The 24,413-nt window shown below is 71.7% G+C and carries 22 protein-coding genes and 1 riboswitch; of the genes, 5 read left to right on the top strand and 17 right to left on the bottom strand.

The annotated features are described in order from the left end of the window. Positions 1 to 36: 36 nt before the first annotated feature. The 9 genes from ACH4S8_RS00740 to ACH4S8_RS00700 form a co-directional block, all read right to left on the bottom strand. On the bottom strand, positions 37 to 942 hold the full coding sequence (locus ACH4S8_RS00740; protein WP_398389563.1) for a LysR family transcriptional regulator: 906 nt from the start codon (positions 940 to 942) through the stop codon (positions 37 to 39). Between the two features lie 83 nt (positions 943 to 1,025). Next, on the bottom strand, positions 1,026 to 2,219 hold the full coding sequence (locus ACH4S8_RS00735) for a glycine C-acetyltransferase (RefSeq protein ID WP_398390679.1): 1,194 nt from the start codon (positions 2,217 to 2,219) through the stop codon (positions 1,026 to 1,028). 18 nt (positions 2,220 to 2,237) lie between these two features. Next, entirely contained in the window at positions 2,238 to 3,266 is a 1,029-nt protein-coding gene (tdh, locus tag ACH4S8_RS00730) for an L-threonine 3-dehydrogenase (RefSeq protein WP_398389561.1), read from the bottom strand. 372 nt (positions 3,267 to 3,638) lie between these two features. Then, positions 3,639 to 4,223: a GAF domain-containing protein gene (locus ACH4S8_RS00725; RefSeq protein WP_398389559.1), complete on the bottom strand. Its 585-nt coding sequence runs from the start codon at positions 4,221 to 4,223 to the stop codon at positions 3,639 to 3,641. Beyond that, positions 4,220 to 4,819 (bottom strand): GTP-binding protein, encoded by a 600-nt coding sequence (locus ACH4S8_RS00720; protein ID WP_398389558.1) that lies wholly within the window; start codon positions 4,817 to 4,819, stop codon positions 4,220 to 4,222. Before ACH4S8_RS00720 ends, ACH4S8_RS00725 begins: the two co-directional genes overlap by 4 nt. After that, entirely contained in the window at positions 4,797 to 5,174 is a 378-nt protein-coding gene (locus tag ACH4S8_RS00715) for a DUF742 domain-containing protein (protein WP_398389556.1), read from the bottom strand. The genes ACH4S8_RS00720 and ACH4S8_RS00715 overlap by 23 nt, the downstream gene beginning before the upstream one ends. Beyond that, on the bottom strand, positions 5,171 to 5,605 hold the full coding sequence (locus ACH4S8_RS00710) for a roadblock/LC7 domain-containing protein (protein WP_398389554.1): 435 nt from the start codon (positions 5,603 to 5,605) through the stop codon (positions 5,171 to 5,173). The genes ACH4S8_RS00715 and ACH4S8_RS00710 overlap by 4 nt, the downstream gene beginning before the upstream one ends. Positions 5,606 to 5,667: 62 nt before the next feature. Continuing rightward, positions 5,668 to 7,755, bottom strand: coding sequence for an ATP-binding protein (locus tag ACH4S8_RS00705; protein ID WP_398389552.1), 2,088 nt, complete (start codon positions 7,753 to 7,755; stop codon positions 5,668 to 5,670). 346 nt (positions 7,756 to 8,101) lie between these two features. Then, positions 8,102 to 9,319, bottom strand: a complete 1,218-nt coding sequence (locus ACH4S8_RS00700) for an MBL fold metallo-hydrolase (protein ID WP_398389551.1) — start codon at positions 9,317 to 9,319, stop codon at positions 8,102 to 8,104. 499 nt (positions 9,320 to 9,818) lie between these two features. Between ACH4S8_RS00700 and ACH4S8_RS00695 the strand changes: the two genes are divergently transcribed. From ACH4S8_RS00695 to ACH4S8_RS00680, 4 genes are all read left to right on the top strand, one after another. Continuing rightward, entirely contained in the window at positions 9,819 to 11,438 is a 1,620-nt protein-coding gene (locus tag ACH4S8_RS00695; protein ID WP_398389550.1) for a 5-guanidino-2-oxopentanoate decarboxylase, read from the top strand. After that, complete coding sequence (locus tag ACH4S8_RS00690) at positions 11,435 to 12,616, top strand: Glu/Leu/Phe/Val dehydrogenase dimerization domain-containing protein (protein ID WP_398389548.1); 1,182 nt, start codon at positions 11,435 to 11,437, stop codon at positions 12,614 to 12,616. The genes ACH4S8_RS00695 and ACH4S8_RS00690 overlap by 4 nt, the downstream gene beginning before the upstream one ends. Positions 12,617 to 12,772: 156 nt before the next feature. Further along, a complete protein-coding gene (locus ACH4S8_RS00685) occupies positions 12,773 to 13,192 on the top strand; it encodes a hypothetical protein (RefSeq protein WP_398389546.1) in 420 nt (139 codons plus the stop codon). A 100-nt stretch (positions 13,193 to 13,292) separates the two neighbouring features. Next, entirely contained in the window at positions 13,293 to 13,913 is a 621-nt protein-coding gene (locus ACH4S8_RS00680; protein WP_398389544.1) for a TetR/AcrR family transcriptional regulator, read from the top strand. A gap of 376 nt (positions 13,914 to 14,289) precedes the next feature. Here ACH4S8_RS00680 and ACH4S8_RS00675 read toward each other — a convergent pair whose 3' ends face one another. Continuing rightward, on the bottom strand, positions 14,290 to 15,075 hold the full coding sequence (locus ACH4S8_RS00675) for an SGNH/GDSL hydrolase family protein (RefSeq protein WP_398389542.1): 786 nt from the start codon (positions 15,073 to 15,075) through the stop codon (positions 14,290 to 14,292). Between the two features lie 321 nt (positions 15,076 to 15,396). Beyond that, complete coding sequence (locus ACH4S8_RS00670; RefSeq protein ID WP_398389540.1) at positions 15,397 to 16,308, bottom strand: peptidoglycan DD-metalloendopeptidase family protein; 912 nt, start codon at positions 16,306 to 16,308, stop codon at positions 15,397 to 15,399. 4 nt (positions 16,309 to 16,312) lie between these two features. Next, a riboswitch (cyclic di-AMP (ydaO/yuaA leader) is annotated at positions 16,313 to 16,470 on the bottom strand. 655 nt (positions 16,471 to 17,125) lie between these two features. Here ACH4S8_RS00670 and ACH4S8_RS00665 point away from each other — a divergent pair. Beyond that, positions 17,126 to 17,923, top strand: coding sequence for a tyrosine-protein phosphatase (locus ACH4S8_RS00665; RefSeq protein WP_398389539.1), 798 nt, complete (start codon positions 17,126 to 17,128; stop codon positions 17,921 to 17,923). 22 nt (positions 17,924 to 17,945) lie between these two features. Here the strand turns inward: ACH4S8_RS00665 and ACH4S8_RS00660 are convergent, their stop codons facing one another. From ACH4S8_RS00660 to hpnH, 6 genes are all read right to left on the bottom strand, one after another. After that, positions 17,946 to 18,062 (bottom strand): DUF6126 family protein, encoded by a 117-nt coding sequence (locus ACH4S8_RS00660; RefSeq protein ID WP_398390677.1) that lies wholly within the window; start codon positions 18,060 to 18,062, stop codon positions 17,946 to 17,948. Between the two features lie 26 nt (positions 18,063 to 18,088). Further along, the gene (locus ACH4S8_RS00655) at positions 18,089 to 18,727 is read right to left on the bottom strand and encodes a helix-turn-helix domain-containing protein (RefSeq protein WP_398389537.1); all 639 of its coding nucleotides are present in this window, start codon (positions 18,725 to 18,727) and stop codon (positions 18,089 to 18,091) included. Between the two features lie 121 nt (positions 18,728 to 18,848). After that, on the bottom strand, positions 18,849 to 20,249 hold the full coding sequence (locus tag ACH4S8_RS00650) for an aspartate aminotransferase family protein (protein WP_398389535.1): 1,401 nt from the start codon (positions 20,247 to 20,249) through the stop codon (positions 18,849 to 18,851). Then, positions 20,246 to 22,198: a 1-deoxy-D-xylulose-5-phosphate synthase gene (gene dxs / locus ACH4S8_RS00645; RefSeq protein ID WP_398389533.1), complete on the bottom strand. Its 1,953-nt coding sequence runs from the start codon at positions 22,196 to 22,198 to the stop codon at positions 20,246 to 20,248. Before dxs ends, ACH4S8_RS00650 begins: the two co-directional genes overlap by 4 nt. A 27-nt stretch (positions 22,199 to 22,225) precedes the next feature. Then, positions 22,226 to 23,383: a flavodoxin-dependent (E)-4-hydroxy-3-methylbut-2-enyl-diphosphate synthase gene (gene ispG / locus ACH4S8_RS00640; RefSeq protein WP_398389531.1), complete on the bottom strand. Its 1,158-nt coding sequence runs from the start codon at positions 23,381 to 23,383 to the stop codon at positions 22,226 to 22,228. Between the two features lie 4 nt (positions 23,384 to 23,387). Continuing rightward, a complete protein-coding gene (gene hpnH / locus ACH4S8_RS00635) occupies positions 23,388 to 24,410 on the bottom strand; it encodes an adenosyl-hopene transferase HpnH (RefSeq protein WP_384793070.1) in 1,023 nt (340 codons plus the stop codon). Positions 24,411 to 24,413 lie beyond the last annotated feature (3 nt).

Genomic DNA, 24,413 nt, shown 5'->3' with positions numbered 1-24,413 from the left:
TCCGGGATGCTATCCCAGATGCGGGAATCGGTGGGGTCAGTCGACCGTGGCCGCCCGCGCCAGCGCGTCCAGGACGGGACGGATCAGGGGGTGGTCCTCGGCGCCGCGGCGTACGGCGGCGAAGACGCGGCGGGTGGGGGCGACGCCGTCCACGGGACGCACGACCACGCCCGCGAGCTCCATGCCCCGCAGCGCCGAACGGGGGACCAGGGCGACGCCCGCGTCCGCGGAGGCGAGGGCGACGACGGCCCGGAAGTCGTCCGAGGAGTGTTCGAGGCGTGGCTGGAACCCGGCGTTCTCACAGGCCAGGACGACCACGTCGTGGCAGGGGTTGCCCGGGTACGGGCCGATCCACGGGTCCTTGGCCAGCTCGGCGAGCGGCACCTCCTCGGCGTCGGCCAGGCGGTGGGTGACGGGGACGACCGCGTCGAAGGGCTCGGCGTAGAGCGGGACGTGGGTCAGGCGCGGGTCGTCCGCGTCCGGGGCGCCCCGGTACTCGACGGCCACCGCGATGTCGACCTGCCGGTCGAGCACCATCGGCAGACTGGCGTCGCCCTCGGCGTCCTGGACGCGGACGAGGATGCCGGGCGAGGTGACGGCGAGGCGGGCCAGTGCGGGGGCCACGACCAGGCCGATGCCGGTCGCGAAGGAGGCCACCGTGACCGTGCCGGCGGAGCCCGCGCTGTACGCGGCCAACTCCGCCTCCGCGCGCTCCAGTTGAGCCAGGACGGCGTTGGTGTGACTGAGCAGGATCTCGCCGGCGGGCGTCAGCCGTACGCCCTTGGCACCCCGCTCGACGAGCCGGTGGCCCGTCTCCTGTTCGAGCGCGGTCAGCTGCTGCGAGACCGCCGAGGGGGTGAGATAGAGCGCGGCGGCCGCCGCCGTCACCGTGCGGTGGTCGGCCACCGCACGGAGGATGTGGAGCCGCCGCGCTTCGATCATGCGACCGATTCTCTCAGGTCACACGCGTTTTCCGGCCATCGGACCGGTGTGCGCCCCCGGTGTGGGGGGGCGCGTGTCCGCCGTCAGGCGGCGAGTTCCGCCCGCGCCGCCACGAAGGCGTCCACGGCCCGGTTCACGTCCTCGGTGGAGTGCCCCGCGGACAGCTGGACGCGGATACGGGCCTGCCCCTGCGGGACGACCGGGTACGAGAAGCCGATCACGTACACGCCGCGCTCCAGGAGCAGCTCCGCCATGCGGCCGGCGACGGACGCGTCACCGATCATGACGGGGGCGATCGCGTGGTCGCCGGGGAGGATGTCGAAGCCCTCCTCGGTCATGCGGGAGCGGAACAGCGCCGTGTTCTCCCGCAGCCGCACCCGCAGGTCGTCGGCCGACTCCAGCAGGTCGAGGACCTTCAGGGAGGCCGCGGCGATCACCGGGGCGAGCGTGTTCGAGAAGAGGTACGGGCGGGACCGCTGGCGCAGCAGGGCGACGATCTCGGCGCGGGCGGCGACATAGCCGCCGGAGGCGCCGCCGAGGGCCTTGCCGAGGGTGCCGGTGATGATGTCGACGCGGTCCATGACCCTGTGCAGTTCGGGGGTGCCCCGGCCGCCGGGGCCGACGAAGCCCACGGCGTGCGAGTCGTCGACCATGACCATCGCGTCGTAACGCTCGGCGAGGTCGCAGATCTCCTGGAGCGGGGCCACGTAGCCGTCCATCGAGAAGACGCCGTCGGTGACGATCAGACGGCGGCGGGCGCCGGAGGCCTCCTTGAGCTGCGCCTCCAGGTCGGCCATGTCGCGGTTGGCGTACCGGAAGCGGCGCGCCTTGGACAGCCGGATGCCGTCGATGATCGAGGCGTGGTTGAGGGCGTCGGAGATGACCGCGTCCTCGGCGCCGAGGAGGGTCTCGAAGACACCGCCGTTGGCGTCGAAGCAGGAGGAGTAGAGGATCGTGTCCTCCTGGCCGAGGAACGCGGACAGCCGCGCCTCCAGCTCCTTGTGCACCTCCTGCGTACCGCAGATGAAGCGCACGGAGGCCATGCCGTAGCCCCAGCGGTCGAGCGCCGCGTGGGCGGCGGCGACGACCTCGGGGTGGTCGGCGAGACCGAGGTAGTTGTTCGCGCAGAAGTTGAGGACCTCACCGGGGCGGCCGCCCGCGGTGACGTTCACGGTCGCGGACTGCGGGGTGCCGATGACCCGCTCGGGCTTGTGCAGCCCGGCGGCGCGGATCTCGTCGAGGGTGGTGCGCAGGTCGTCACGGACGGAGTCGAACATCATCAGTTCCTTAAGTCCTCAGAGGGTCCAGTCGAGAATGACCTTGCCGCCACGGCCGCCGGCCGCGTCGTCGAACGCCGCCTCGTAGTCCCGGAACCCGTAGCGGCCGGTGATCACGGGCATGAGGTCGAGGCCGCTCTCCAGGAGGACCGACATCGCGTACCACGTCTCGAACATCTCACGGCCGTAGATGCCCTTGATCGTGATCATGGAGGTGACGATCCGGGCCCAGTCGACCGGGAACTCCGCGGACGGCAGACCCAGCATCGCGATCCGCCCGCCGTGGGTCATGTTGGCGATCATGTCGCGCATCGCCTCGGGGCGGCCGGACATCTCCAGGCCGATGTCGAAGCCCTCGCGCAGGCCGAGGGTGCGCTGTCCGTCGGCGATCGTCGAGCCCGAGACGTTGAGGGCGAGGCTGACGCCGATCTTGCGGGCCAGCTCCAGGCGCTCCTCGCTCACGTCGGTGATGACGACGTTGCGGGCGCCCGCGTGACGGGCCACGGCGGCGGCCATCAGGCCGATCGGTCCGGCACCGGTGATCAGGACGTCCTCGCCGACCAGCGGGAAGGACAGCGCGGTGTGGACGGCGTTGCCGAACGGGTCGAAGATCGCGGCGACGTCGAGGTCGACCGGGACGCGGTGCACCCACACGTTGGTGGCGGGCAGCACGACGTACTCGGCGAACGCCCCGTCGCGGCCGACGCCGAGGCCGACGGTGGCACGGCAGAGGTGGCGGCGTCCGGCGAGACAGTTGCGGCACTTGCCGCAGACCAGGTGCCCCTCGCCGCTGACCCGGTCGCCGATGTTGATGTCGGTGACGTCGCGGCCGGTCTCGACGACCTCGCCGACGAACTCGTGGCCGAGCACGAGGGGCGTCGTGATGGTCTGCTGGGCCCAGCCGTCCCAGTTGCGGATGTGCAGGTCGGTGCCGCAGATCCCGGTCCTGAGGACCTTGATCAGTACGTCGCCGGGACCGGCCTGCGGCTCCGGGACGTCCTTGAGCCAGAGTCCGGGCTCCGCCTTCTCCTTGACCAGCGCCTTCACTCGTGCGGCTCCTGTGCGTGCGGCCCGGGAAAGGGCACGCCGAAGCGGGCCCGCACCGGGGAGAGGGGTGAATTCACCCAGGAATCTGCCGTACGACGGTGCCCTGGGTCCATCGAGGATTTCTTAAGCGCGGCCCCAGCTTTCCTTCACGCCCGCGTTCTCCCGGCCGTCCCGGGGACGGTCGCCGGGCCGCCGAAGCGGCACGGAGGCAGGCGCACGAGGTGGGGACGGTGGTGTCAGGCACGACTACGCGGCCATGCGTCACCCCCGTTCCACGGGAGCTCGTCACCTACGTCTGGGTCGGGATCCGGCATACGTCACAGGATGGGTCCCGGGCGGCCGACAAGGCCGGACCCGCGCCCCGGCGCGTCGTCAGATCCCGTGGACCTCTTCCCGCCTCTCGAGCTGTCCGGTCAGCTCGGCCGCCATCGCCTTGATGGTCTCCAGGCCCGCCCTTCCCCAGGGGCGCGGCTCGATGTCCACGACACAGATCGTGCCGAGGGCGATGCCGCTGGAGTCGAGCAGCGGGGCGCCGAGGTAGGAGCGGACACCGAACTCGTCGACGACCGGATTCCCGGCGAAGCGCGGGTAGTCGCAGACGTCCTCCAGGACGAGCGCCTTGCGGCGCACCACGACATGGGGGCAGAAGCCGTGGTCGCGGGCCATGTAACGGCCCAGGTCGAGTTCGCTCCCGCCCGCGGACGCCGCGGGACCGCCCCTGGCGAAGCCGTCCGGGGTGTGCAGACCCGCGAAGAACTGCTGTTGCTCGTCGATGAAGTTGACCATCGAGTACGGCGCCGCGGCGACGTGCGCGAGACGGTCGGCGAAGGCGTCGAAGGCGGGCTCGGAGCGCTCCCCGAGCCCCAGTCGGCGCAGCCGTCTCACCCGGGCCGGAGCGTCCTTGTCCTGCGGCGTCAGCAGCAGACGACCGGCCGGCCGCGGCGGGTCGTACCTCATGCACGGGCTCCATGGCTCGGGGAGTGGGCGGGCGCGTGGGCGAGAAGGTGCCGGACCAGGGTGAGCAGGGTCTGCACGCCCGAGCTGGAGATCCGGGCGTCGCAGCACACGACGGGGATCTCGGGGTCGAGATCGATGGCCGCGCGCACCTCGGCCGGGTCGTAGCGGTACGAGCCGTCGAACTCGTTGACCGCGACGATGAACGCGAGACCGCGCTGCTCGAAGAAGTCGACGGCCGCGAAGCAGTCCTCCAGGCGCCGTGTGTCGGCGAGGATCACCGCGCCGAGCGCGCCGTCGGACAGCTCGTCCCACATGAACCAGAACCGCTCCTGCCCGGGTGTGCCGAACAAGTAGAGCACGTGTTCCGGGTCCAGGGTTATGCGGCCGAAGTCCATGGCGACGGTCGTCTCGACCTTGTTCTCGATGCCGTCGAGCCGGTCGGTCGAGGCGCTGACCGTGGTGAGCAGCTCCTCCGTGCTGAGCGGCGCGATCTCGCTCACCGCGCCGACGAACGTCGTCTTGCCGACCCCGAACCCTCCCGCCACCAGGATCTTCAGTGCGGTGGGGAAGGGGTCAGAGCTGTCGTCGTAGTCCATCGAGCACTGCCTCCAAAAGGGATCGGTCAGTGGGGTTGTGGTGGAACTGCGGCGGCTTCGTGGTCAGCGCCCCGCAGTCGACGAGGTCCGACAGCAGCACCTTGGTGACCGCCGCCGGCAGCTTCAGATGGGCGGCGACCTCCGCGACCGAGACGGGTGCCCGGCAGCGTTCGAGCGCCTGGCCGTGCTCGGGGCCGAGGTAGCCGAGGGGTGTGGCTCCCGTGGCCATGACCTGGGAGAGGAGGTCGAGCGCGGTGCTCGGCCGGGTCCGGCCGCCGCTGACGGTGTAGGGGCGCACCAGGCGTCCCGCCGCGTCGTCGAGCCAGGGCCCGTCGCCGGCCGCGGCCCCCTTCAAGACCTCATCGCCGAGGGTTCGACGGCGGGCTGCCGGGGCGCGGTGACCAGATAGGGCCGGACGCTCTTGACCAGCATCGCCATCTCGTAGCCGAGGACGGCCGCGTCGGCCTCGCGGCCGGCGAGCACGGCGAGGCAGGTGCCGGAGCCGGCCGTGGAGACGAACAGCAGGGTCGAGTCGAGTTCGACCACGACCTGGCGCACCTCACCGCCGTCCCCGAAGCGCACGCCCGCGCTGCGCCCGAGGGCGTAGAGACCGCAGGCGAGCGCCGCCATGTGGTCGGCGCTGTCGGGGTCGAGGCCGTGGAGCGACTTCACGAGCCCGTCGCTGGAGAGCAGGACGGCGCTCGTGGTGTGGGGTACGCGCTGGACGAGACCGCTCATCAGCCAGTCGAGATCGGACACGTGGCCGGTCGGGGCATCGCTCGCCATGGGGGATCGACTCCTTGAGGTACGAAGGTCTGCGGGAGCGGTGGGGGTGGGTACGGGGATGGTCATCCGGCCGGTGCGCTCCCGTCGTGCCGGGTGGTGCGGTCGCGGTCGTGGCCGGACGCGATGCCGGGGGCTCCCCGCGGCGCCTGTGCGTGCGTCGCGGGCGACAGACCCGGGTGGGCTGTCGGTGTGCCGTCCTCCGGGGGGACGTCCAGGGGTGCGCGGCCGGTGGCGGGCGTGCCCGTGGGCAGCTCCCCGCGGGCCGGGACCGCGCCGTCCTCGCGCGCTGCCTCCAGGTGCGCCCGGTCCGGGAACGAGGCCGGGGCGGCCGGCCGGAGCGCGGGCGAGAGCTCCCCGGACGGCTCCGGGAACTCCTGGCCCGCCGGATCCGCGTGGGCGGCCTCCGCGAGCCCGATCCCGCGCTGGAACGCGGCCATGAGGCCCGGGTCGTGGCCGACGAGGTGCTCGGTGTCCGGGCGGGGCGCCTGTCCTTCGCGCAGCTGGGGGACGAGGTGCTCCTGGGCGCGCCGCTTGGGCAGGTTGGGCTTGCCCATGGTGCCGCGCACGACACCGGCGCGCGGTGTGGGCGGCATGGCGGCGTTCCCGGCGGCGGCGAGCCGGTCCTCGGGGCGGATGCCGGGCACGGCCTCGGCCGGGTTGGGCCGTTCGGCACGGGCGCCGCGCACCGGAAGGGGTGTGGCGGCGCGTCCCGGGGCCGGCACGTCCGCGGCACGCGGAGACGCCCGTTCCGCTCGTACGGGCTCGGGCACCGGCCCACGCGGCGACTGCCGTGGCACCACGGGAGCCGCCGGGCGGCCGCCGGGCAGCACCGGGACCTGCGCGGGCGGCGTGTGTGCGGGCCCGGGGCCGAGGGCCGACCGGTGCCCTCCGTTCGTGCCGTTCGGTGGCGCCTGGGTGACGCCCGCGTCCTCGGCGGCGTCCTGTGCCGAGCCCAGCACGCCCTGCGGAACCACGAGCACGGCCTGGACTCCGCCGTAGATGTTGTTCTGGAGCCGTACGTGGATGCCGTGCCGGCGGGCGAGCTGCGAGACCACGAACAGGCCGATGCGCCCGTCCTGGAGCAGACCGGCGACGTTGACCTGGTCGGGGTCGGCGAGCAGGGCGTTCATCCTGTCCTGTTCGGCCGCCTGCATGCCGAGCCCGCGGTCCTCCACCTCGATGGCCAGGCCCGAGGTGACGTGGTCGACGCGCAGCAGCACCTGGGTGTGCGGGGCGGAGAACAGGGTGGCGTTCTCGACGAGTTCGGCGAGCAGGTGGATGACGTCGGCCACGGCGTGGCCGCGCAGGGTGCCGTCGATCGGAGGCACCAGCTTGACCCGTGAGTACTGCTCGACCTCGGCGATCGCGGAACGCAGCACCTCGGTCATGGAGACGGGGTTGCTCCACTGGCGGCGCGAGACGGCGCCGCCGAGCACGGCGAGGTTCTCGGCGTGGCGCCGGATGCGGGTGGCGAGGTGGTCGACGTGGAAGAGGCCCTTGAGGAGGTCCGGGTCCTCGATCTCGTTCTCCAGCTCGTCGAGGATGGAGATCTCGCGGTGCACGAGGGACTGCAGGCGCCGGGCCAGATTGACGAAGACCTCGACCTTCTGTTCGCTGCCCGTCCGGCTGGAGAGCCGCGAGGCCTGCACGACGGCCGCGACGGCGCCGTCGTGGGCACGGGAGAGGTCGGCGGCGAGCAGGTCGAAGTCGTCGGCGTCCACGGGCGGGCGACGGCGCTTCTTGCGCGCGGGCGGGTCCTCGCCGCGGCGCAGCGCCTCGACGACGGCGTGCAGGTCGGTCTCGGTGCGGGCACTCGTGCGGCGCAGGGCTCCTATGCGTTCGCGTACGGAGGTGGCGGCGCGGTTCGCGGCCACGGCGGCGATCAGGATGCCGGCCAGGGCGACGCCCGCCGCTCCGGCGAGGACGGCCCACAGCGCGGGGCCGGGCCGGGCGCCGGTGGAGCGGACGGTGAACAGGACGGCGGCGCACGCGCTGAGGGCCACGGCGGTCGGCGGCAGGACCGCGAGGCGCAGCAGCTGGGGCCGCAGGTGCGTCTCGGGCGGCGCGAGGGTGGCGCGGGCGGCCGGTCGGCCGTGCCGCCCGCCCTCGCGGCGGTCTGCGCGTGCGGCCGGTGCGCGGAGATGAGACATCGGCGTCCTCGTACTGGATGCGTCGGGGGCGTGGAGCTCCCGCGGTTCCGCGACTCGGGCGTGCGCCATCGCGGTGCCGGTCGAGAGAGCCGAAAAAATCGGCCCTGCGTCGCCCGTCGGCAACTGACAGTAGTCGCCAACGCATCATGTGCGGTGGGCTGTTGACAAACTCCCCCTGGTAGCGTCCCGCTCTGGTATGAGGCGTCGTACGGCTGACCGATAACCCTGCCGGACACGCGTTCGCACCGACCCCGGGATTCGATCAGAGCTGGTCGGAAGCGGTCGCGAGCAAAAGGCGAGGGCCGGGGAGCGTCGCGCTCCCCGGCCCTCGCCATCGGTCGGCGGATCAGCCCGCGGACACCGTCTCGGGCTCTCCGGTGCCCTCCGTCGAGCTGTCGGCGACGTCACCCGGCGTGTCGGTGACGGCCTCCTCGACGGCCGGCCAGCCGCCCCTCGGCGCACGCGCCACACCGCGCCACCACGGTGCGGAGGGGACGGCCTCGGCCGTGGGCTCGAAGGGCTCACCGGGGCGGGGCAGCGCGACGCGCGCCCCCGCCGCGCGGGCGGCGGCCAGCGTTCCCTCGCCCGGGTCGGCCCAGGCGTGGGTGGACAGGTTGAAGGTCCCCCAGTGGATCGGCAGCATCACGCCGGAGGGCTGCCCGCCCTGGAGGTCCAGGTGGGAGCGCATGCCCTCCTGGGGCGTCATATGAATATCGGGCCAGAAGTCACTGTATGCACCGATTTGGATCATCGTGGCGTCGAACGGGCCGTGGGCGGCACCGATGTCCTTGAAGCCCTGGAAATAACCGGTGTCACCGCTGTGGTAGATCCGGTGCGCTTCGCCCTCGGCGACCCAGGAGGCCCAGAGGGTGTGCTGGGTGTTGCGCAGACCGCGCCCGCAGAAGTGACGCGCCGGTGTCGCCGTCAGGGTGATCCCGCCGACCTTGGTCGACTCGTTCCAGTCCAGCTCACGGATCCGGTCGGCCGGGATGCCCCAGTGCTCCAGATGTGCGCCGACGCCGAGCGGAACGGCGAACACGGTGTCCGTGCCGCCCAGGGTCTTGATCGTGGTCATGTCGAGGTGGTCGTAGTGGTCGTGCGAGATGACCACGACGTCGACCGGGCCGAGCGCGGCGAGCGGCAGGGGAACCGGGTGCAGTCGCTTGGGACCGGCGAAGGCGAACGGGGAGCAGCGCTCGCCCCAGACCGGGTCGAACAGCACGCGGTGGCCGTCGATCTCGGCGAGGACGCTGGAGTGCCCCATCCAGGTGAGCCGCAGCCCGGTCGCGGCGGGCCGGGCCAGGTCGGCCAGTGTCGTCGCGTGCACCGGCACGGTCCCGGCCGGGGAGCGGTGGGCGCGCTCCTCACTGCGGAAGTAGACCTTCGCGAACTCCACCATGGAGCCGTCGGGACGGGTCCGGGCGGTCTCCGGGTTCTGGAAGACTCCGTCCGCGAAGTTGGGCGAATTGCGGATGCGCCGCATGCGCGCACCAGCCGGATCCGCGCCGAAGGCGGCGGGCCGCAGCGCGCGGAGCCCGGAGCTCAGGGTACGGAAACCGGTCACGGATACCTCCAGATGGAGTCGGTCAGGCCTTCATTATGGTCGTCGCCTCTGACAGCGCCGGGTCACCCCGGCCACAACGCGGCGTCCGTGACCCTGGGTCTGTAAGTGCTCAACCCCGCCGCGCCCCCGCTTCTTCCGCAACACGGAAGTGCGTCCGCTCACCACCGTGCCCCGGCGCCCGCCGGCGGCCCGCCCGCGCCCGGTGCGGGCCGGTCCCACGAAGCCGGCCCGACCCTTCGCGCCCGGCTGACCGGGCCTCTCGCACGCACCCGGCCGACCCCTCCGGCGGTGGTCGCCCCCGTACGTTGACACGACCCGGCACCCCTTCCGATACTGACTCATGGTTCAGTAGCCAGGTATTCGTCCCGCCGGCCCGCCGCCCTGAGGGGCGCGCCGGCCCGTCCACGTCTGGAGACACCGTGTCCGACCTCCACGCCGAACCGGCGACGGCCGAGGGCGCCTCGTACGCCGTACGGCGCGCCGTCGTGCGGAGCCTGTGATGGGCGAGAGGCTCACCGGCGGCGAGGCCCTCGTCCGCGCGCTGTGCGGGCACGCCGTGACCCGGGTCTTCGGCATCCCCGGCACGCACAACCTGGAGATCTACCGCCACCTGTCCGCGTACGGCATCCGGCACGTCCTGACGCGCCACGAGCAGGGCGCCGGATACGCCGCCGACGGCTACGCGCGCGTGACCGGACGCCCCGGTGTCGTGATCACCACGACCGGGCCCGCCCTGCTGAACGCGGCGGCCGCCGTCGGCCAGGCCTACTCGGACAGCGTGCCGCTGCTCGTCGTCTCCCCCGGGATGCCGCTGCGCCACCCGCGGCTGGCCACCGGCCTGCTGCACGAGACACGCAGCCAGACGGAGGCCCTGCGGGGCGTGGCCGCGTTCAGCCACCGCGTGTCCTCGGTCGCCGAGATCGACGCGGCGGTGGCACGCGCCTTCACCCTGTTCCGCACCGGCCGGCCGCGGCCCGCGCACATCGAGATCCCCCTCGATCTGCTGGAGGCCGCCGAGGAGACCGGCCCCGTCCGCGTCACCCCTCCCGTCGCTCCCCCCGCCCCGGTCCCGTCGGCGGTGAGGCGGGCCGCCGAAGCCCTGCGCGAGGCCCGGCGTCCGGCACTCGTGCTCGGCGGCGGAGCGCGCGGCGCGGCCGCCGAGGGCCTGGCCCTGGCCGAGCGGCTGGGCGCTCCCGTCCTCACCACGGCCAACGGCAAGGGGACCGTCCCGGAGACCCATCCGCTGGCCCTCGGCGTCTGTCTGCACAGCCCCTCGGTCCGGCGCTGGCTCACGGAACGCGACACCGTCCTCGCCGTGGGCACCGAACTCGCCGAATCCGACTTCTGGTCCGCGCCGCCCGACCTGAACGGCACCCTGATCCGCGTGGACCTGGACCCGGACCAGATGTACGCGGGCCTCGCCGCCGACATCCCCGTCGTCGGCGACGCCCGGCTCTCCCTCACGGCCCTGCTCGCCGCCGTCGACGAGGGCGAGGGCACACACGGGCACGCGCGCGTGCCCGACGAGGACCCCGCCCGGCTGGCCGGAGAACTGCGGGCCGCGCGGAACGCCGAGACCGCCGGGCGCGACGCCCGCTGGATCCCGTACCTGCGGGCGATCCGTTCGGTCCTCCCCGACGACGCCGTGATCACCTCGGACAGCGCCCAGTGCTGCTACTACGGAGCACTCCCCCACCTCCCGCTCGGCCCCGCGGGCCGCTATCTTCACCCGACCGGCTACGGCACGCTCGGCTACGCTCTGCCCGCGGCGATCGGAGCCAAGGCGGCGTGCCCCGGCCGTGAGGTGGTGGCGCTCAGCGGGGACGGCGGCCTCCAGTTCACGGTGCAGGAGCTGGCGACCGCCGTACAGCTCCAGCTCCCGCTGCCCGTCGTGGTGTTCGACAACGGCGGCTACGGGGAGATCCGCGACGAGATGGCCGCCCGGGGCGACACCCCCACGGCCGTCGACCTCGCGCCGGTCGACCTGCCCGCCCTGGCCCGCGCCTACGGAGGTCAGGGCACGCACGCGTACACCCCCGACGAGCTGAGCGCCGCGCTCGCCGAGGCACTGCGCACCCCAGGCCCCACCCTGATCGCCGTTCCCGAGGAGACCCCATGACCGCCGCCCCCCTGATGACGCTCACCTGGACGGACCACGTCACCGGCCGTCAGGGATTCCTCGTCGTCGACCGGCTCGTGCGGGGTGTCTCCAGCGGCGGTCTGCGGATGCGGCCCGGCTGCACGCTGGAGGAGGTCGCCGGGCTCGCCCGTGGCATGACCATGAAAGAGGCCCTGCACTACAACCCCGAGGGCCGGTACATCCCCCTGGGCGGTGCCAAGGGCGGGATCGACTGCGATCCCCAGGACCCGGCGGCGTACGGCCTGCTGGTGCGCTATCTGCGCGCCATGCGCCCCTACATCGAGTCCTTCTGGACCACCGGTGAGGACCTCGGGCTCAGCCAGGACCTGGTCGACCGGGCCGCCGCGGAGGCCGGCCTCGTCTCGTCCATCCAGGCCGTGTACCCGCTGCTCGACGACGAGACGGCGGCCCGCGAACGGCTCGCGGACGCCTTCGCGGTCGAGGTGGACGGCATCGGCCTCGACGAACTGGTCGGCGGCTGCGGCGTCGCCGAGTCGGTGCTCGCCGCCCTGGACCGGGCCGGGACACCGTACGCGGGAACGCGGGTCGCCGTGCAGGGACTCGGCACCATGGGCGGGGCCACCGCGCGCTTCCTCGCCCGCGCCGGCCTCAGGATCGTGGCCGTCGCCGACATCAAGGGAACCGTCGTGAACCCGGACGGCCTCGACGTCGAGGCACTGCTCGCGGCCCGGGACGCGTACGGGACGGTCGACCGCGCGGTGCTGCGCCCAGCGGACCGTGAACTCCCCGGTGACGCCTGGCTGTCGGCCGATGCCGAGGTGCTGGTGCCCGCCGCGGTCTCGTACGCGATCGACGCGGCGAACCAGCAGGCGATCAAGGCCCGTTGGATCGTCGAGGCGGCCAACATGCCCGTCCTCGCGGACGCGGAGGAGCTGCTCGCCGCGCGCGGGATCACCGTCCTGCCGGACGTCGTGGTCAACTCCGGTACGAACGCCTGGTGGTGGTGGACCCTGTTCGGTGACATCGGCGCCGACGCGGAGGAGGCGTTCGCCCACACCCGGCGCTCCATGCGCGCCCTGATCGACCGGACCCTCGCCCGCGCGGAGGCCGACGGCACGACCCCGCGGGCCGCCGCCCACGCCATCGTCACCGACCGGCTGCCGGTCATCGCGGAGCGGTTCGGCTGGTACCGCTGAGAGGGGCGGAGCCACCGGGCGTCCGCTCCAGCGGGGGAGCCGCGCCGGGTACGGCGATTCCCCGGCGGGAATTGAGGAGCGGGGCCGGGCCGAAGCAGAGTCGGTGACGTCACAGGAACCGCGCGAGAGCGCACACCGACCCGCACGAGGAGCAGCATGTCCGCCATCGACGCGCAGGACCTGATCGAGCGCTACATCGGCGTCTGGAACGAACCCGACCCCGCGATCCGCCGCAGGACCGTGCACGAGCTGTGGGCCGAGGACGGCGTGCACCTCCTGCGTCCCCCGCAGGAGGTGCACGACAGGGCCGTGTCCCTCGGCTTCGGCACCGCCGTGCTGCAGGCCCGCGGTCACGCGGAGCTGCACGCGCGCGTGACGCGTGCCCACGAGGAGTTCGTGGCGCCCGGGACGTACGTCTTCAGGATCCGGGAGGCCGCCCGCAGGCTGGACGACGTGGTCACGTTCCGCTGGGAGTCCTTCCACACCGGGGACGGACAGGTCACGGGTGGCGGGCTGGAGTTCCTCGTCCTGGACGAGGAGGGCCGTATCAAGGCGGACTATCAGTTCGTCGACTGACGGCGGGCGGGCGGTGGGGCGCCCTCGGCGGAGGCGGGGCGCCGGGAAGGCGTCAACTCCTGTCGGGTCCTGTTCCGCGAGGGCTGTGTAGGGTTGCCGCGTGGCGAGAGTCCGGTTGAGCGTGGCGGAGCGGCGCGAGGAGTTGCTGCGGGCCGCCGTCGAACAGATCGAGGCGCGGGGCGTCGCGGCGGTACGGATCGCCGACGTGGCCTCGGCCCTCGGCGTGAGCAACGCGCTGGTGCTGTACCACTTCTCGACGAAGGAGAAGCTGGTCGCCGCCGCGTTCACCTACGCGGCCGAGGACGACCTCGCCCGTCTGCGCAAGCTGCTCGGCCGCCGTACGACGGCACTGCGCCGCCTTCGGGCCGCCGTGCGGTGGTACGCCCCGACAGGGCAGGCGAAGGGCTGGCGCCTGTGGATCGAGGGCTGGGCGGTCGCCCTGCGTGAGCCCGCGCTGTGCGAGGTCACCCGCGATCTCGACCGGCAGTGGAAGGCCGCGATGACCGAGGTGATCGCGGAGGGCGTGGCCGCGGGCGAGTTCCGCTGCCCGGACCCCGAGAGCGCGGTCCTCAGGCTCACGGCGCTGCTGGACGGACTGGCGGTCCAGATGACGGCGTACTCCGGAGCGGTGTCGCGGGCGCGGACCCAGGAATGGGTGGACGAGGCCCTCGCCCGCGAACTGGGCCTGGAGCGCCAGGCGTTGATGGCAGCGATCCGCTAGCGGCCCGGCCTCCCGCTCACCGGCACGAGGGGGCACGGTCTCCAGCCCCACCCCGCCGACACGACAGCACGGTGTCCGGCCCCGCTCCACCGGCACCGGGTACGGTGTCCGGCCCGCGCACTCCGCTTCGCTCGCTCCTCCGGTTCCGCCGACCGCCGGGAGGACGGTCGCCCCGGGTCTCGCCGGAGCGACCGGCGTTCGCGACCCGCCCTGGCTCAGGGCGGTCGCGGCGGCCGGCGCTGGCCGCCCCGAAGCCCGGCACGGGCCTGGCCCGTCCGTGAACCGGCACGGTCACACCGCTCGGGCCCGGCCTCCGGCCCCGCCGCCCGACCGGGCCGGTCCCGGCTCAGGGCACCGGTCGGATCGCGAGCAGCCCTCAGGCCACCGACTCGATGCGCAGCTTGATGTCGTCCGGGGAGAGGGCTCCCTTGGCGGAGACGTGATCGCCCGAGGACTCCCCGCGCAGTCGCCGTCCGATCCACGGGACCAGGTATTCGCGCGCCCACTGGATGTTGTCGCGGCGCACCTCGAGCGTGCCGCGCGGCGGGAGGGGCGGCCAGGGCTGGTCCGGGTCGGCCGGCACCTCGAGGCCGAGCACCTGGCCGGCACGGAGCGCCACCCGGGTGTGCCCCTCGGGCGAGAGGTGCAGCCGGTCGCCGTCCCAGGCCCTGCGGTCCTGGACCGTCTTCAGGGACCAGAGGTCGAGGACCGGACAGCCGTAGCGGTCCGCGATGGCCCGCACATGTCCGTTGTACGTGGCGATCTTGCCGCGCAGGTGCTTGAGCACGGGAACGCCACGGGTGTCGAAGCCGGTGGTCACCATGACCGTGCCGATGTTGGAGGTGAGGTCGGCGACCGCGCGCTCGAAGCGCTCCGCGACCTCGTCGGGGTCGGTGCCGGGGCGGATGATGTCGTTGCCGCCGGCGCAGAACGAGACCAGGTCCGGGCCGAGTTCCTTTGCCCTCTGGAGCTGGGACTCGACGATCTGGTCGAGCAGTTTGCCGCGCACGGCGAGATTGGTGTAGTTGAAATCGCCCTCGGGCCTGCGGTCCGCGAGAAGTACCGCGAACCGGTCGGCCCAGCCGACGAACGCTCCGTCGGGCCCAGGGTCGCCGACGCCCTCGGTGAAGCTGTCCCCCACCGCCACGTACGACCCGATCACTGATCTGTTGTCACTCTTCGAATCGTCTGCCACATCGAGCCATGATTCACCTTTCGATGTGAGCTACGCGACCGTAGGGAAGGGTTGACGGACGGTGAGATAAGCCACGCGCCAAGCATTGGTCAACTCCGGAATAAGGCTCGCATCAAGGGTGTTGAAGCAGCGATCACCCGGAAGCCCCCGGAATCCGGCCCCACGGGAACCCCGAAGGCCCCACCGGAACAGCGGAAGTCCCGCGGGAACGCCGAAGGCCGGACCCAGGGAATCACGGGGTCCGGCCTTCGGGGCGATCCTGCCGTCAGGAGCAGGAGGCTGGGGGGGTCAGCCCACGGCGACACCGTGCGAGCGCAGGTACGCGACCGGGTCGACGTCGGAGCCGTAGTCCGGCGTGGTGCGGATCTCGAAGTGCAGGTGCGGTCCGGTCACATTGCCGGTCGCACCGGAGAGACCTATCTGCTGGCCCTCGGTCACGGTCTGGCCCGCGGAGACGGACAGCGACGACATGTGGGCGTACTGGGAGTACTTTCCGTCGGCGTGCTGGATGACGACCTGGTTGCCGTAGGCGCCGCCCCAGCCCGCGGAGACGACGGTGCCCGCGGCGATGGACTTGATCGTGGTGCCGGTCGGGACCACGAAGTCGACACCCGTGTGGTAGCCGCTGGACCACATGCTGCCCGCCACCTTGTAACCGGTGCCGACGGTGCTGCTGTCGACCGGCAGGGTGTACCCGGAGGAGCTGCTGCTGGAAGCAGTGGTGGGGGCGGTGGTGGGGGCGGCCGTGTCGGCGGCCGGGGTCGCCTGCTCGGACTTCGCCGCGGTGGACGTCCGGGTGGCCGCGTGGGCGGCGTGGGCGGCGTGGGCGGCCTTCTTGCCGAGCGAGAGCTTCAGACCGGGGTGGATCAGCGACGGGTCGCCGCCGATGGCGGAGCGGTTGTCGGAGTAGATCTTCTTCCAGCCGCCGCTGACGTTCTGCTCCTCGGCGATCTTCGAGAGGTAGTCGCCGGACCTCACCGCGTACGTCTTCGTCGTGGCGGCCGGGGCGGCCTTCTCGGCGGGGGCGGCGGTCGCGGCCTTCTCGGCGTGCTGCGCGACGGCGGTGGCCTGGGTCGCGGCGTGGGCGCCCGTGGCCCCCATCAGCGGCAGCGCGAGTGCGGCGCCACCGGTTCCGGCCACGGCGATCGAGCGGCTGAAACGCAGGGACTTGGGACGGCGGTGCTTACCCTTTGCGGGCATGGCGAATTCCTCTCCGTCGCCTGCGGGGTGAGCTGTCGGGTGCGGGCTGGAGATGCCCGGCCACGCTGCTGCGCGGCTGTACCCCAAGCCTGTTCCGGGAACCGGACCAGGCACGGAACCTGTGGGTCCCCCGCTCCTGCCGTGTGCGGGTGAGTGTGCGGATTCCGGGCGGCGGCAGGATTGGGCGTCCGTCCGGATTGAGGCAGAACGTAAGCGACATGAGAGCGCGTCGACAACCGAGTCCGGTTTCTGTGCGCTCGCCCTTCTTGATCCATGCGGAATCCACCGTCACCCTCCGTGGAACCACGATCTTCCGGACCTCCCAACGCGCCCGGAAAAGCGGACCGGTTGAGAAGTGGCGACGGCAACGCATCGTCACGAATATGACGCTCCTCACGCGACTCGCACCAGGACGCCTTATTCCAGGGCCAGTTGTAATGAAGGTGCTTATTCGGACAGAACAGCCAGATGCGACACGGGCGGATAACCGACACATCCGGCCCTCCGCCCGGAACGGCACACAAAACGGCACGCATCAATGCCCCATATCGATGCAATTCGCCCGCACGGTCGACGCGACCGGGGCGCGCGACCGACCCCTCGATCGATATGAACACCAGTTCGATATCGAAGGTCGATGAAGCGGCACCGAAACGTCATCGTCGAGGGCGTCCCCGGCCGGTGAACCCGCGCCTGTGGACAACTCATTGCCTCAGGAACCCATGTCGTATCGTCGAGAGCGCGAGCCGGTACAACTGCCGACGAGCGGCGCCACGTCCAGGTCGGCGACGCCGGCGGCCGAACGAGAGGAGCCCCCGTGACGCAGCAGATCCCGTCGACCGAGCCCGAGCTCGGCGGAGTGCGCAACTTCCGCGACGTGGGCGGACTGCCCACCGTGGACGGTCGGCGAGTGCGCTACGGGCATCTGTTCCGCAGCGGCCACCTCGCGCACGCCACGCAGGAGGACGCCGCGTTCCTGTCCTCCCTGGGACTCCACACGATCTTCGACTTCCGCAACGCCGCGGACCAGAAGCTGGAGGGCCCGGACGTCGAACTGCCCGGCGTGCGGAACGTGAACCTCCCGCTGAGCGACCCGGCGGACGGCAGTGAGTTCTGGAAGATGGTGCGCGACGGCGATCTCGACCAGCTGCGGGCGCTCCTCGGCGACGGCAAGGCCGCCGACCGGATGATCGGCTCGTACCGCACGATCATCAGGGAGCGCACGGCCGAGCACTCCCAGGTGCTGCACGCCCTGGCCGAGGACAGTGTGCCCGCGCTGATGCACTGCGCGGCGGGCAAGGACCGCGCCGGGCTGTCCATCGCGGTCACCCTCCTCGCCCTCGGAGTCGAGCGCGAGGCGATCGTGGCCGACTACCTGGAGTCGAACGCCGCGCACCGCCGTTACAAGGTGCACCGCAACGGCTCCTCGGCCGGCACCTACTCCCCCGAGGTGATGGAACTGCTCAGCCCGCTGTTCGACGCCCGCGCCGAGTACCTGACGGCCGCGTTCGAGACGATCGAGGAGACCTGGGGCGGCGTCGAGGCCTACCTGGAGCAGGGGCTGGGGCTGACCCCGGAGCTGCGGGAGCGCCTGCGCGCGCGGCTCCTGGACTGAGCCGGGCGACGGGACCGGCCGCCTACTGGTTCTGCGCGCCCAGAGCGAAGAGCAGGTAGATGAAGGCCGCGAAGAGATGGCCGACGGCGATGTAGATGATCAACCGCACCCACAGGGCGCGCGGGAACCTGTCCTCCATGGACCGGCGGGGCTCTGTGGGTTCGGTCATGACGTCTCTCCCGAGGTGGGGTGGCCCGTCGCCGGGCCGAGGCACAGCGCGGCGACGGGGCTCTGCAGCAGGGTGTGTACGAAGAGGAGCTCGGCTCCGTCGCGCTCGGCGGCGGCGATCCGGTGCGGGGTCAGCGAGTCGAAGTGGGCGCTGTCCCCCGGCGCGAGGACGTGCGCGGTGTCCCCGAGGCGCAGACTGAGCCGCCCCTGGAGGACGTACAGCCACTCCTCGCCCGGGTGGACGCGCACGATGTCGCCCTGCGAGCCGTACGGGACGCGCACGCGCAGCGCCTGCATCCCGCGGCCCGCGGAGCCCGCCTGCCAGTAGGTCCAGCCGCCCGCGGGGGCCGGTTCCATGTCGGCGGCCCGGACGATCGCGTCACGGTCGGCGACCGTCTCGCCGAGCAGTTCGGAGACCGTCGTACCGTAGACCCTGGCCAGCGTGAGCAGCATCGGCAGCGAGGGCTGGCGCTGCCCGGTCTCCAGCCGGGAGAGATGGGCGGGCGAGAGCCCGGCGGCGCGCGCGGCGGCCTCCAGCGTGAGGGAGGCGGTGCGGCGCAGGGCGCGGAGCTGGGGCGCCACGGCGTGCAGCTCGGCGGACGGCTCGTCGGCCGCCCCCGGATCGGCAGTGCTCATGGGACCATTGAGCCAAACAATTGCCCCCGGGGCAATTTCCTTGCCCCAGAGGCAAAAGTCTCCGTGGGTCCGGCGCGTCCGACGGGGCCCGGTGTCCGCGAGCCACCACGGTGCGCGGCTTTCAGCGGTTCGCCACCGCCTGCTTCACCAGCGTCTTCCCGAAGTCCCACATCAGCCCGCCGCCGCTGTGCGCGTCCTCCATCACCGCGGTGAAGGCCTCCACGAACCGGTCGACGTCCCGCTCGTCGACGACCAACGGCGGGATCAGCTTGATCACCTCCAGGTGGTCGCCGGAGACCTGGGTGAGGATGCGGTGCCGCTGGAGCAGCGGTACGACGACCATCTGCGCGAACAGCCCCTTGCGCGCGGCCTGCAGCATGGTCCATCGGCCGCGCAGCTTGAGCGACACGGGCCGGCCGAACTCGATGCCGATCATCAGACCCCGCCCGCGCACCTCGCTGAGCAGTTCGTACCGGTCGACCAGGGCCGCCAGCCGGGACTTCAGCAGTTCTCCGGTGACCCGCGCGTTCGCGACGATCTGCTCGTTCTCCATCACGGAGAGCACCGCGAGCCCCGCCGCCATGGCCTGGGCGTTGGAGCCGAAGCTCGCCGAGTGCACGAGGACGCGGTCCATGGAGGAGTAGACCTTCTTGAAGATCCAGTCCTTTCCGAGGGTCGCGCCCACCGGCACATAGCCGCCGGAGAGCGCCTTGGCCACGCACACCAGGTCCGGTTCGACACCCTCCTCGTGCTGATAGGCGTAGAAGTCGCCGGTGCGGCCGAGGCCGGTCTGCACCTCGTCCGCGATGAGCAGCGCCTTGTGCCGGTGCAGCAGTTCCTGGGCGGCGCGCAGATATCCGGGCGGGGGCTCGTGGACGCCCTTGCCCTGGATGGGCTCCACGATGAGCGCGGCGACGTCGCCCTTCTTCAGCTCCTTCGCCAGGGCGTCGAGATCGCCGAGCGGGACGGCCGTGTCGGGCAGCAGCGGTGCGAAGCCGTCACGGAAGCCGGCCTCGCCGTTGACCGACAGGGAGCCGGTGGTCAGCCCGTGGAAGGCGTGCGCGCAGTACAGGATCCTCGGCCTGCCGGTGGCGTACCGGGCGAACTTCAGCGCGGTCTCGACCGCCTCCGTACCGCTGTTGCCGAAGAACACCCGGTCCAGGTGCGGGCTGTGGGTGAGCAGCCGCTCCGCGAGCAGACCCGGCAGCGGCTGGCAGTCGAAGCGGGTGAGGTCGGCGAGCGAGGCGTCGAGGACGTCGTGCAGCGCCTGCCGGACGACGGGGTGGTGGCGGCCGAGGCCCATCACCCCGAAGCCGGCGAGCATGTCCAGGTAGTCGTTGCCGTCGGCGTCCCAGAAATGCGCGCCCTCGGCCCGTTCGTAGACCTTGTCGAAGCCGATGGTGTGCAGCATGCGCGGGAGCTGGTGGTTCAGGTACTTCGTGTGCAGTTCGTAGCGCTCGGCTCCGCGCTCGGCAAGGAGTGCGCCGAGGTCGAACTCGCCCTTGCGGGCAGGGTCGGTCATTCCTGTTTCTCCTTGGACGACTCGTCCTCGGCCGGCCGGTCGGCGGCCGTCGACAGCACGTACGCGGCCTTGGCCCGCTCGTCCCCGACGGCCAGGGCGGCGCTGATCCGGCCGGCGACCTCCACGGGCGTGAGCCCGATGTCGGCGAGCACCTCGGACCGCTTGGCATGCGCGAGGAACTGCTCGGGGATGCCGAACCGCCGTACGGGTACGTCGACCTCCGCGTCCCCGAGGGCCAGCGCGACGGCCGCGCCCACGCCCGACGCCCTGCTGTTGTCCTCGACGACGGCGACGAGCCGGTGGCCGGCGGCGAGGCGGGGCAGCTCCGGGTCGACGGGCTTGACCCAGCGCGGGTCGACGACGGTGCAGCCGATGCCGCGGGACTCCAGCAGGTCGGCGGCCTGGAGGCAGACCGGGGCCATGACGCCGACCGCGACGAGCAGGACCTCGGGGCGCTCGCCGCGGTGCAGGACGTCGAGCCCGCCCACCCGGTCCACCGCGGGGATCACCGGGCCGACCGATTCCTTCGGGAAACGGATCAGGGTCGGCGCGTCGTCCACGGCGACCGCCTCCCGCAGCTGGGCCTTGAGCTGGTCGGCGTCGCGCGGCGCGGCGATCCTGAGGCCGGGCACGACCTGGAGGATCGACATGTCCCACATGCCGTTGTGCGAGGCGCCGTCGACCCCGGTGACCCCGGCCCGGTCGAGGACGAAGGTCACGCCGCAGCGGTGCAGCGCGACGTCCATGAGGAGCTGGTCGAAGGCCCGGTTGAGGAAGGTCGCGTACACGGCGACGACGGGATGCAGGCCACCGGTCGCGAGTCCGGCCGCGGACACCGTGGCGTGCTGCTCGGCGATGCCGACGTCCCACACCCGGTCGGGGAATCTCTCGGCGAACTTCCCGAGCCCGACCGGATGCAGCATGGCCGCCGTGATGGCCACCACGTCCGCGCGCTCCTCGCCGATCCTGACGATCTCGTCGCCGAACACGGAGGTCCAGGAAGGGCCGTTGGAGGGTGCGAGAGGTTCGCAGGTGAGCGGGTTCATCACCCCGACGGTGTGGAAGTGGTCCTCCTCGTGCGCGAGCGCGGGTTCGTAGCCGCGTCCCTTCTCCGTCAGACAGTGGACGAGCACGGGTCCGTGGAAGCGTTTGGCGCGGCGCAGCGCGGACTCCACGGCTCCCACGTCGTGACCGTCGATCGGGCCGACGTACTTGAGCCCGAGGTCCTCGAACATGCCCTGCGGTGCGAACGCGTCCTTGAAGCCCTTCTTCGCGCCGTGCAGCGACTCGTAGACGGTGTTGCCGACGAGGGGGGTGCGCAGCAGGACCTTCTTGCCCCAGGCGAGGACCTGCTCGTAGCTGTCAGTCGTCCGCAGGGTCGCGAGATGGTTCGCGAGTCCGCCGATGGTGGGGGCGTAGGAGCGTTCGTTGTCGTTGACGACGATGATCAGGGGCCGGTCCTTGGCCGCGGCGATGTTGTTCAGCGCCTCCCACGCCATGCCGCCGGTCAGCGCGCCGTCGCCGATGACCGCGACGACGTGGCCCTTCTCGCCCTGTACCTGCCGGGCCTTGGCGAGCCCGTCCGCCCAGCCGAGCGCCGTGGAGGCGTGGCTGTTCTCGATGACGTCGTGCTCGGACTCCTCGCGGGAGGGATAGCCGGACAGGCCGCCCTTGCCCCGCAGCTTGGAGAAGTCCTGACGTCCGGTCAGCAATTTATGCACATAGCTCTGATGGCCGGTGTCCCACAGGATGCGGTCGACCGGCGACTCGAAGACCCGGTGGAGGGCGATGGACAGCTCCACCACTCCCAGGTTGGGTCCGAGGTGTCCGCCGGTCCTGGCGACCGCCTGCACCAGGAACTCCCTCACCTCTTCGGCCAGTTCACCGATTTCCGCCTCGGACAGCGCCTTCAGGTCGCGTGGTCCCCGGATGTTCTCCAGAATCGTCACGTCGGGCCCCCTCTCGGTCCGTGCTGATCAGCTCACGGTGACGGCCGGTTCCCCGGACGCGACGCCGTCGTTCTCCATCTGCTCGGCGAGCTTCATCGCCTCGTCGATGAGGGTCTCGACGATCTTCGACTCGGGGACGGTCTTGATGACCTCGCCCTTGACGAAGATCTGCCCCTTTCCGTTGCCGGAGGCGACCCCCAGATCCGCCTCCCGCGCCTCGCCGGGACCGTTGACGACGCAGCCCATGACGGCGACGCGCAACGGGACCTCCATCCCCTCCAGACCGGCCGTGACCTCGTCGGCCAGCTTGTAGACGTCGACCTGGGCGCGCCCGCAGGACGGGCAGGAGACGATCTCCAGGCGCCTCTGCCGCAGTCCGAGCGACTCCAGGATCTGGATGCCGACCTTGCACTCCTCGGCGGGCGGCGCGCTCAGCGACACCCGGATGGTGTCGCCGATGCCCTCGGAGAGCAGGGCGCCGAAGGCGACGGCCGACTTGATGGTGCCCTGGAACGCCGGCCCCGCCTCGGTCACGCCGAGGTGCAGCGGGTAGTCGCAGGCGGCGGCCAGCTGACGGTAGGCGTTCACCATGATCACCGGGTCGTTGTGCTTGACCGAGATCTTGATGTCCCGGAAGCCGTGCTCCTCGAAGAGCGAGGCCTCCCACAGCGCCGACTCCACGAGCGCCTCGGGCGTCGCCCTGCCGTACTTCTCCAGCAGACGCCGGTCGAGCGAGCCGGCGTTCACCCCGATGCGAATCGGGATCCCGGCGTCGCGGGCGGCCCGCGCGATCTCCTTCACCTTGTCGTCGAACTGCTTGATGTTGCCGGGGTTGACGCGGACTGCGGCACAGCCTGCGTCGATCGCCGCGAACACGTACTTCGGCTGGAAGTGGATGTCCGCGATCACCGGGATCTGCGACTTCCTGGCGATCGTGGCGAGCGCGTCGGCGTCGTCCTGCGTGGGACAGGCGACCCGGACGATCTGGCAGCCGGACGCGGTCAGCTCGGCGATCTGCTGGAGCGTGGCACCGACGTCGGACGTACGGGTCGTGGTCATCGACTGGACGGACACGGGAGCCCCGCCGCCGACCGCCACCGGCCCGACCTGGATCCGCCGCGAGACGCGGCGCTCCGCGATCGGCCGGACCGGTACCTCGGGGAGGCCCAGGGAAACGGCGGTCATGACATCACCCGCGGCTTTCCGTGAAGGTCTCGCGGGCGGCGCGGATCGACTCCTTGAGGGAGCCCATGGTGGCGAGGACCGCGGTCGGCTCGTAGCCGCAGTGGGCCATGCAGTTCGCGCACCTCTCGTCCTTGCCGCGGCCGTAGGAGTCCCAGTCGGTCTCCTCCAGGAGCTGCTTGTACGTCTGCACGTACCCGTCGCTCATCAGGTAGCAGGGCCGCTGCCAGCCGAAGAGCGAGTAGCTCGGGATCGCCCACGCGGTGCACGGGAAGTCGACCTTGCCCTCCAGGAAGTCCAGGAAGAGCGGGCTCTGGTTGAGCCTCCAGCGGCGCCGGTTGCCGCCCGCGAAGGCCTTCTTGAACAGTTCCCGGGTCTGCTGGACGCCGAGGAAGTGCTCCTGGTCGGGAGCCTTCTCGTAGGCGTAGGCGGGCGAGAGCATCATCTCGTCGACCTTCAGGTCGTCGTTGAGGTAGTTCAGCACCTCGATGACGGTCTGCGGGGTGTCGGTGTTGAAGAAGGTCGAGTTCGTCGTGACGCGGAAGCCGCGCCGCTTGGCCTCCTTGATCGCCTCGACGGCCTCGTCGAAGACGCCTTCCTTCGCGACGGACTCGTCGTGCCGTTCGCGCAGCCCGTCGATGTGCACGGCCCACGCGAAGTACGGCGAGGGCTTGAACTTGTCCATCTTCTTGCGCATCAGCATGGCGTTGGTGCAGAGGAAGACGAACTTCTTCTTCGCCACCAACTGGCGGACGATCTCGTCGATCTGAGGGTGCATCAGCGGTTCGCCGCCGGCGATGGACACCATCGGCGCGCCGGATTCGAGGACCGCGCCCACCGCCTGGGCGACCGGCATGCGCTGCTTGAGCACACCGGCGGGGTGCTGGATCTTGCCGCAGCCCTCGCACGCGAGGTTGCACGCGAAGAGCGGCTCGAGTTCGACGAGCAGGGCGAACTTGTCCCGCTTCCTGAGCTTCTGTTCAAACAGGTATGCAGCGACCTTCATGGACTGCCGAAGCGGCATGGCCATACG

This window comes from Streptomyces sp. NPDC021080 (assembly GCF_044333225.1).
Lineage (GTDB): Bacteria > Actinomycetota > Actinomycetes > Streptomycetales > Streptomycetaceae > Streptomyces.
The sequence above is the reverse complement of the archived record's forward strand: the minus strand, read 5'-3'. Positions and strand labels throughout refer to the sequence as shown.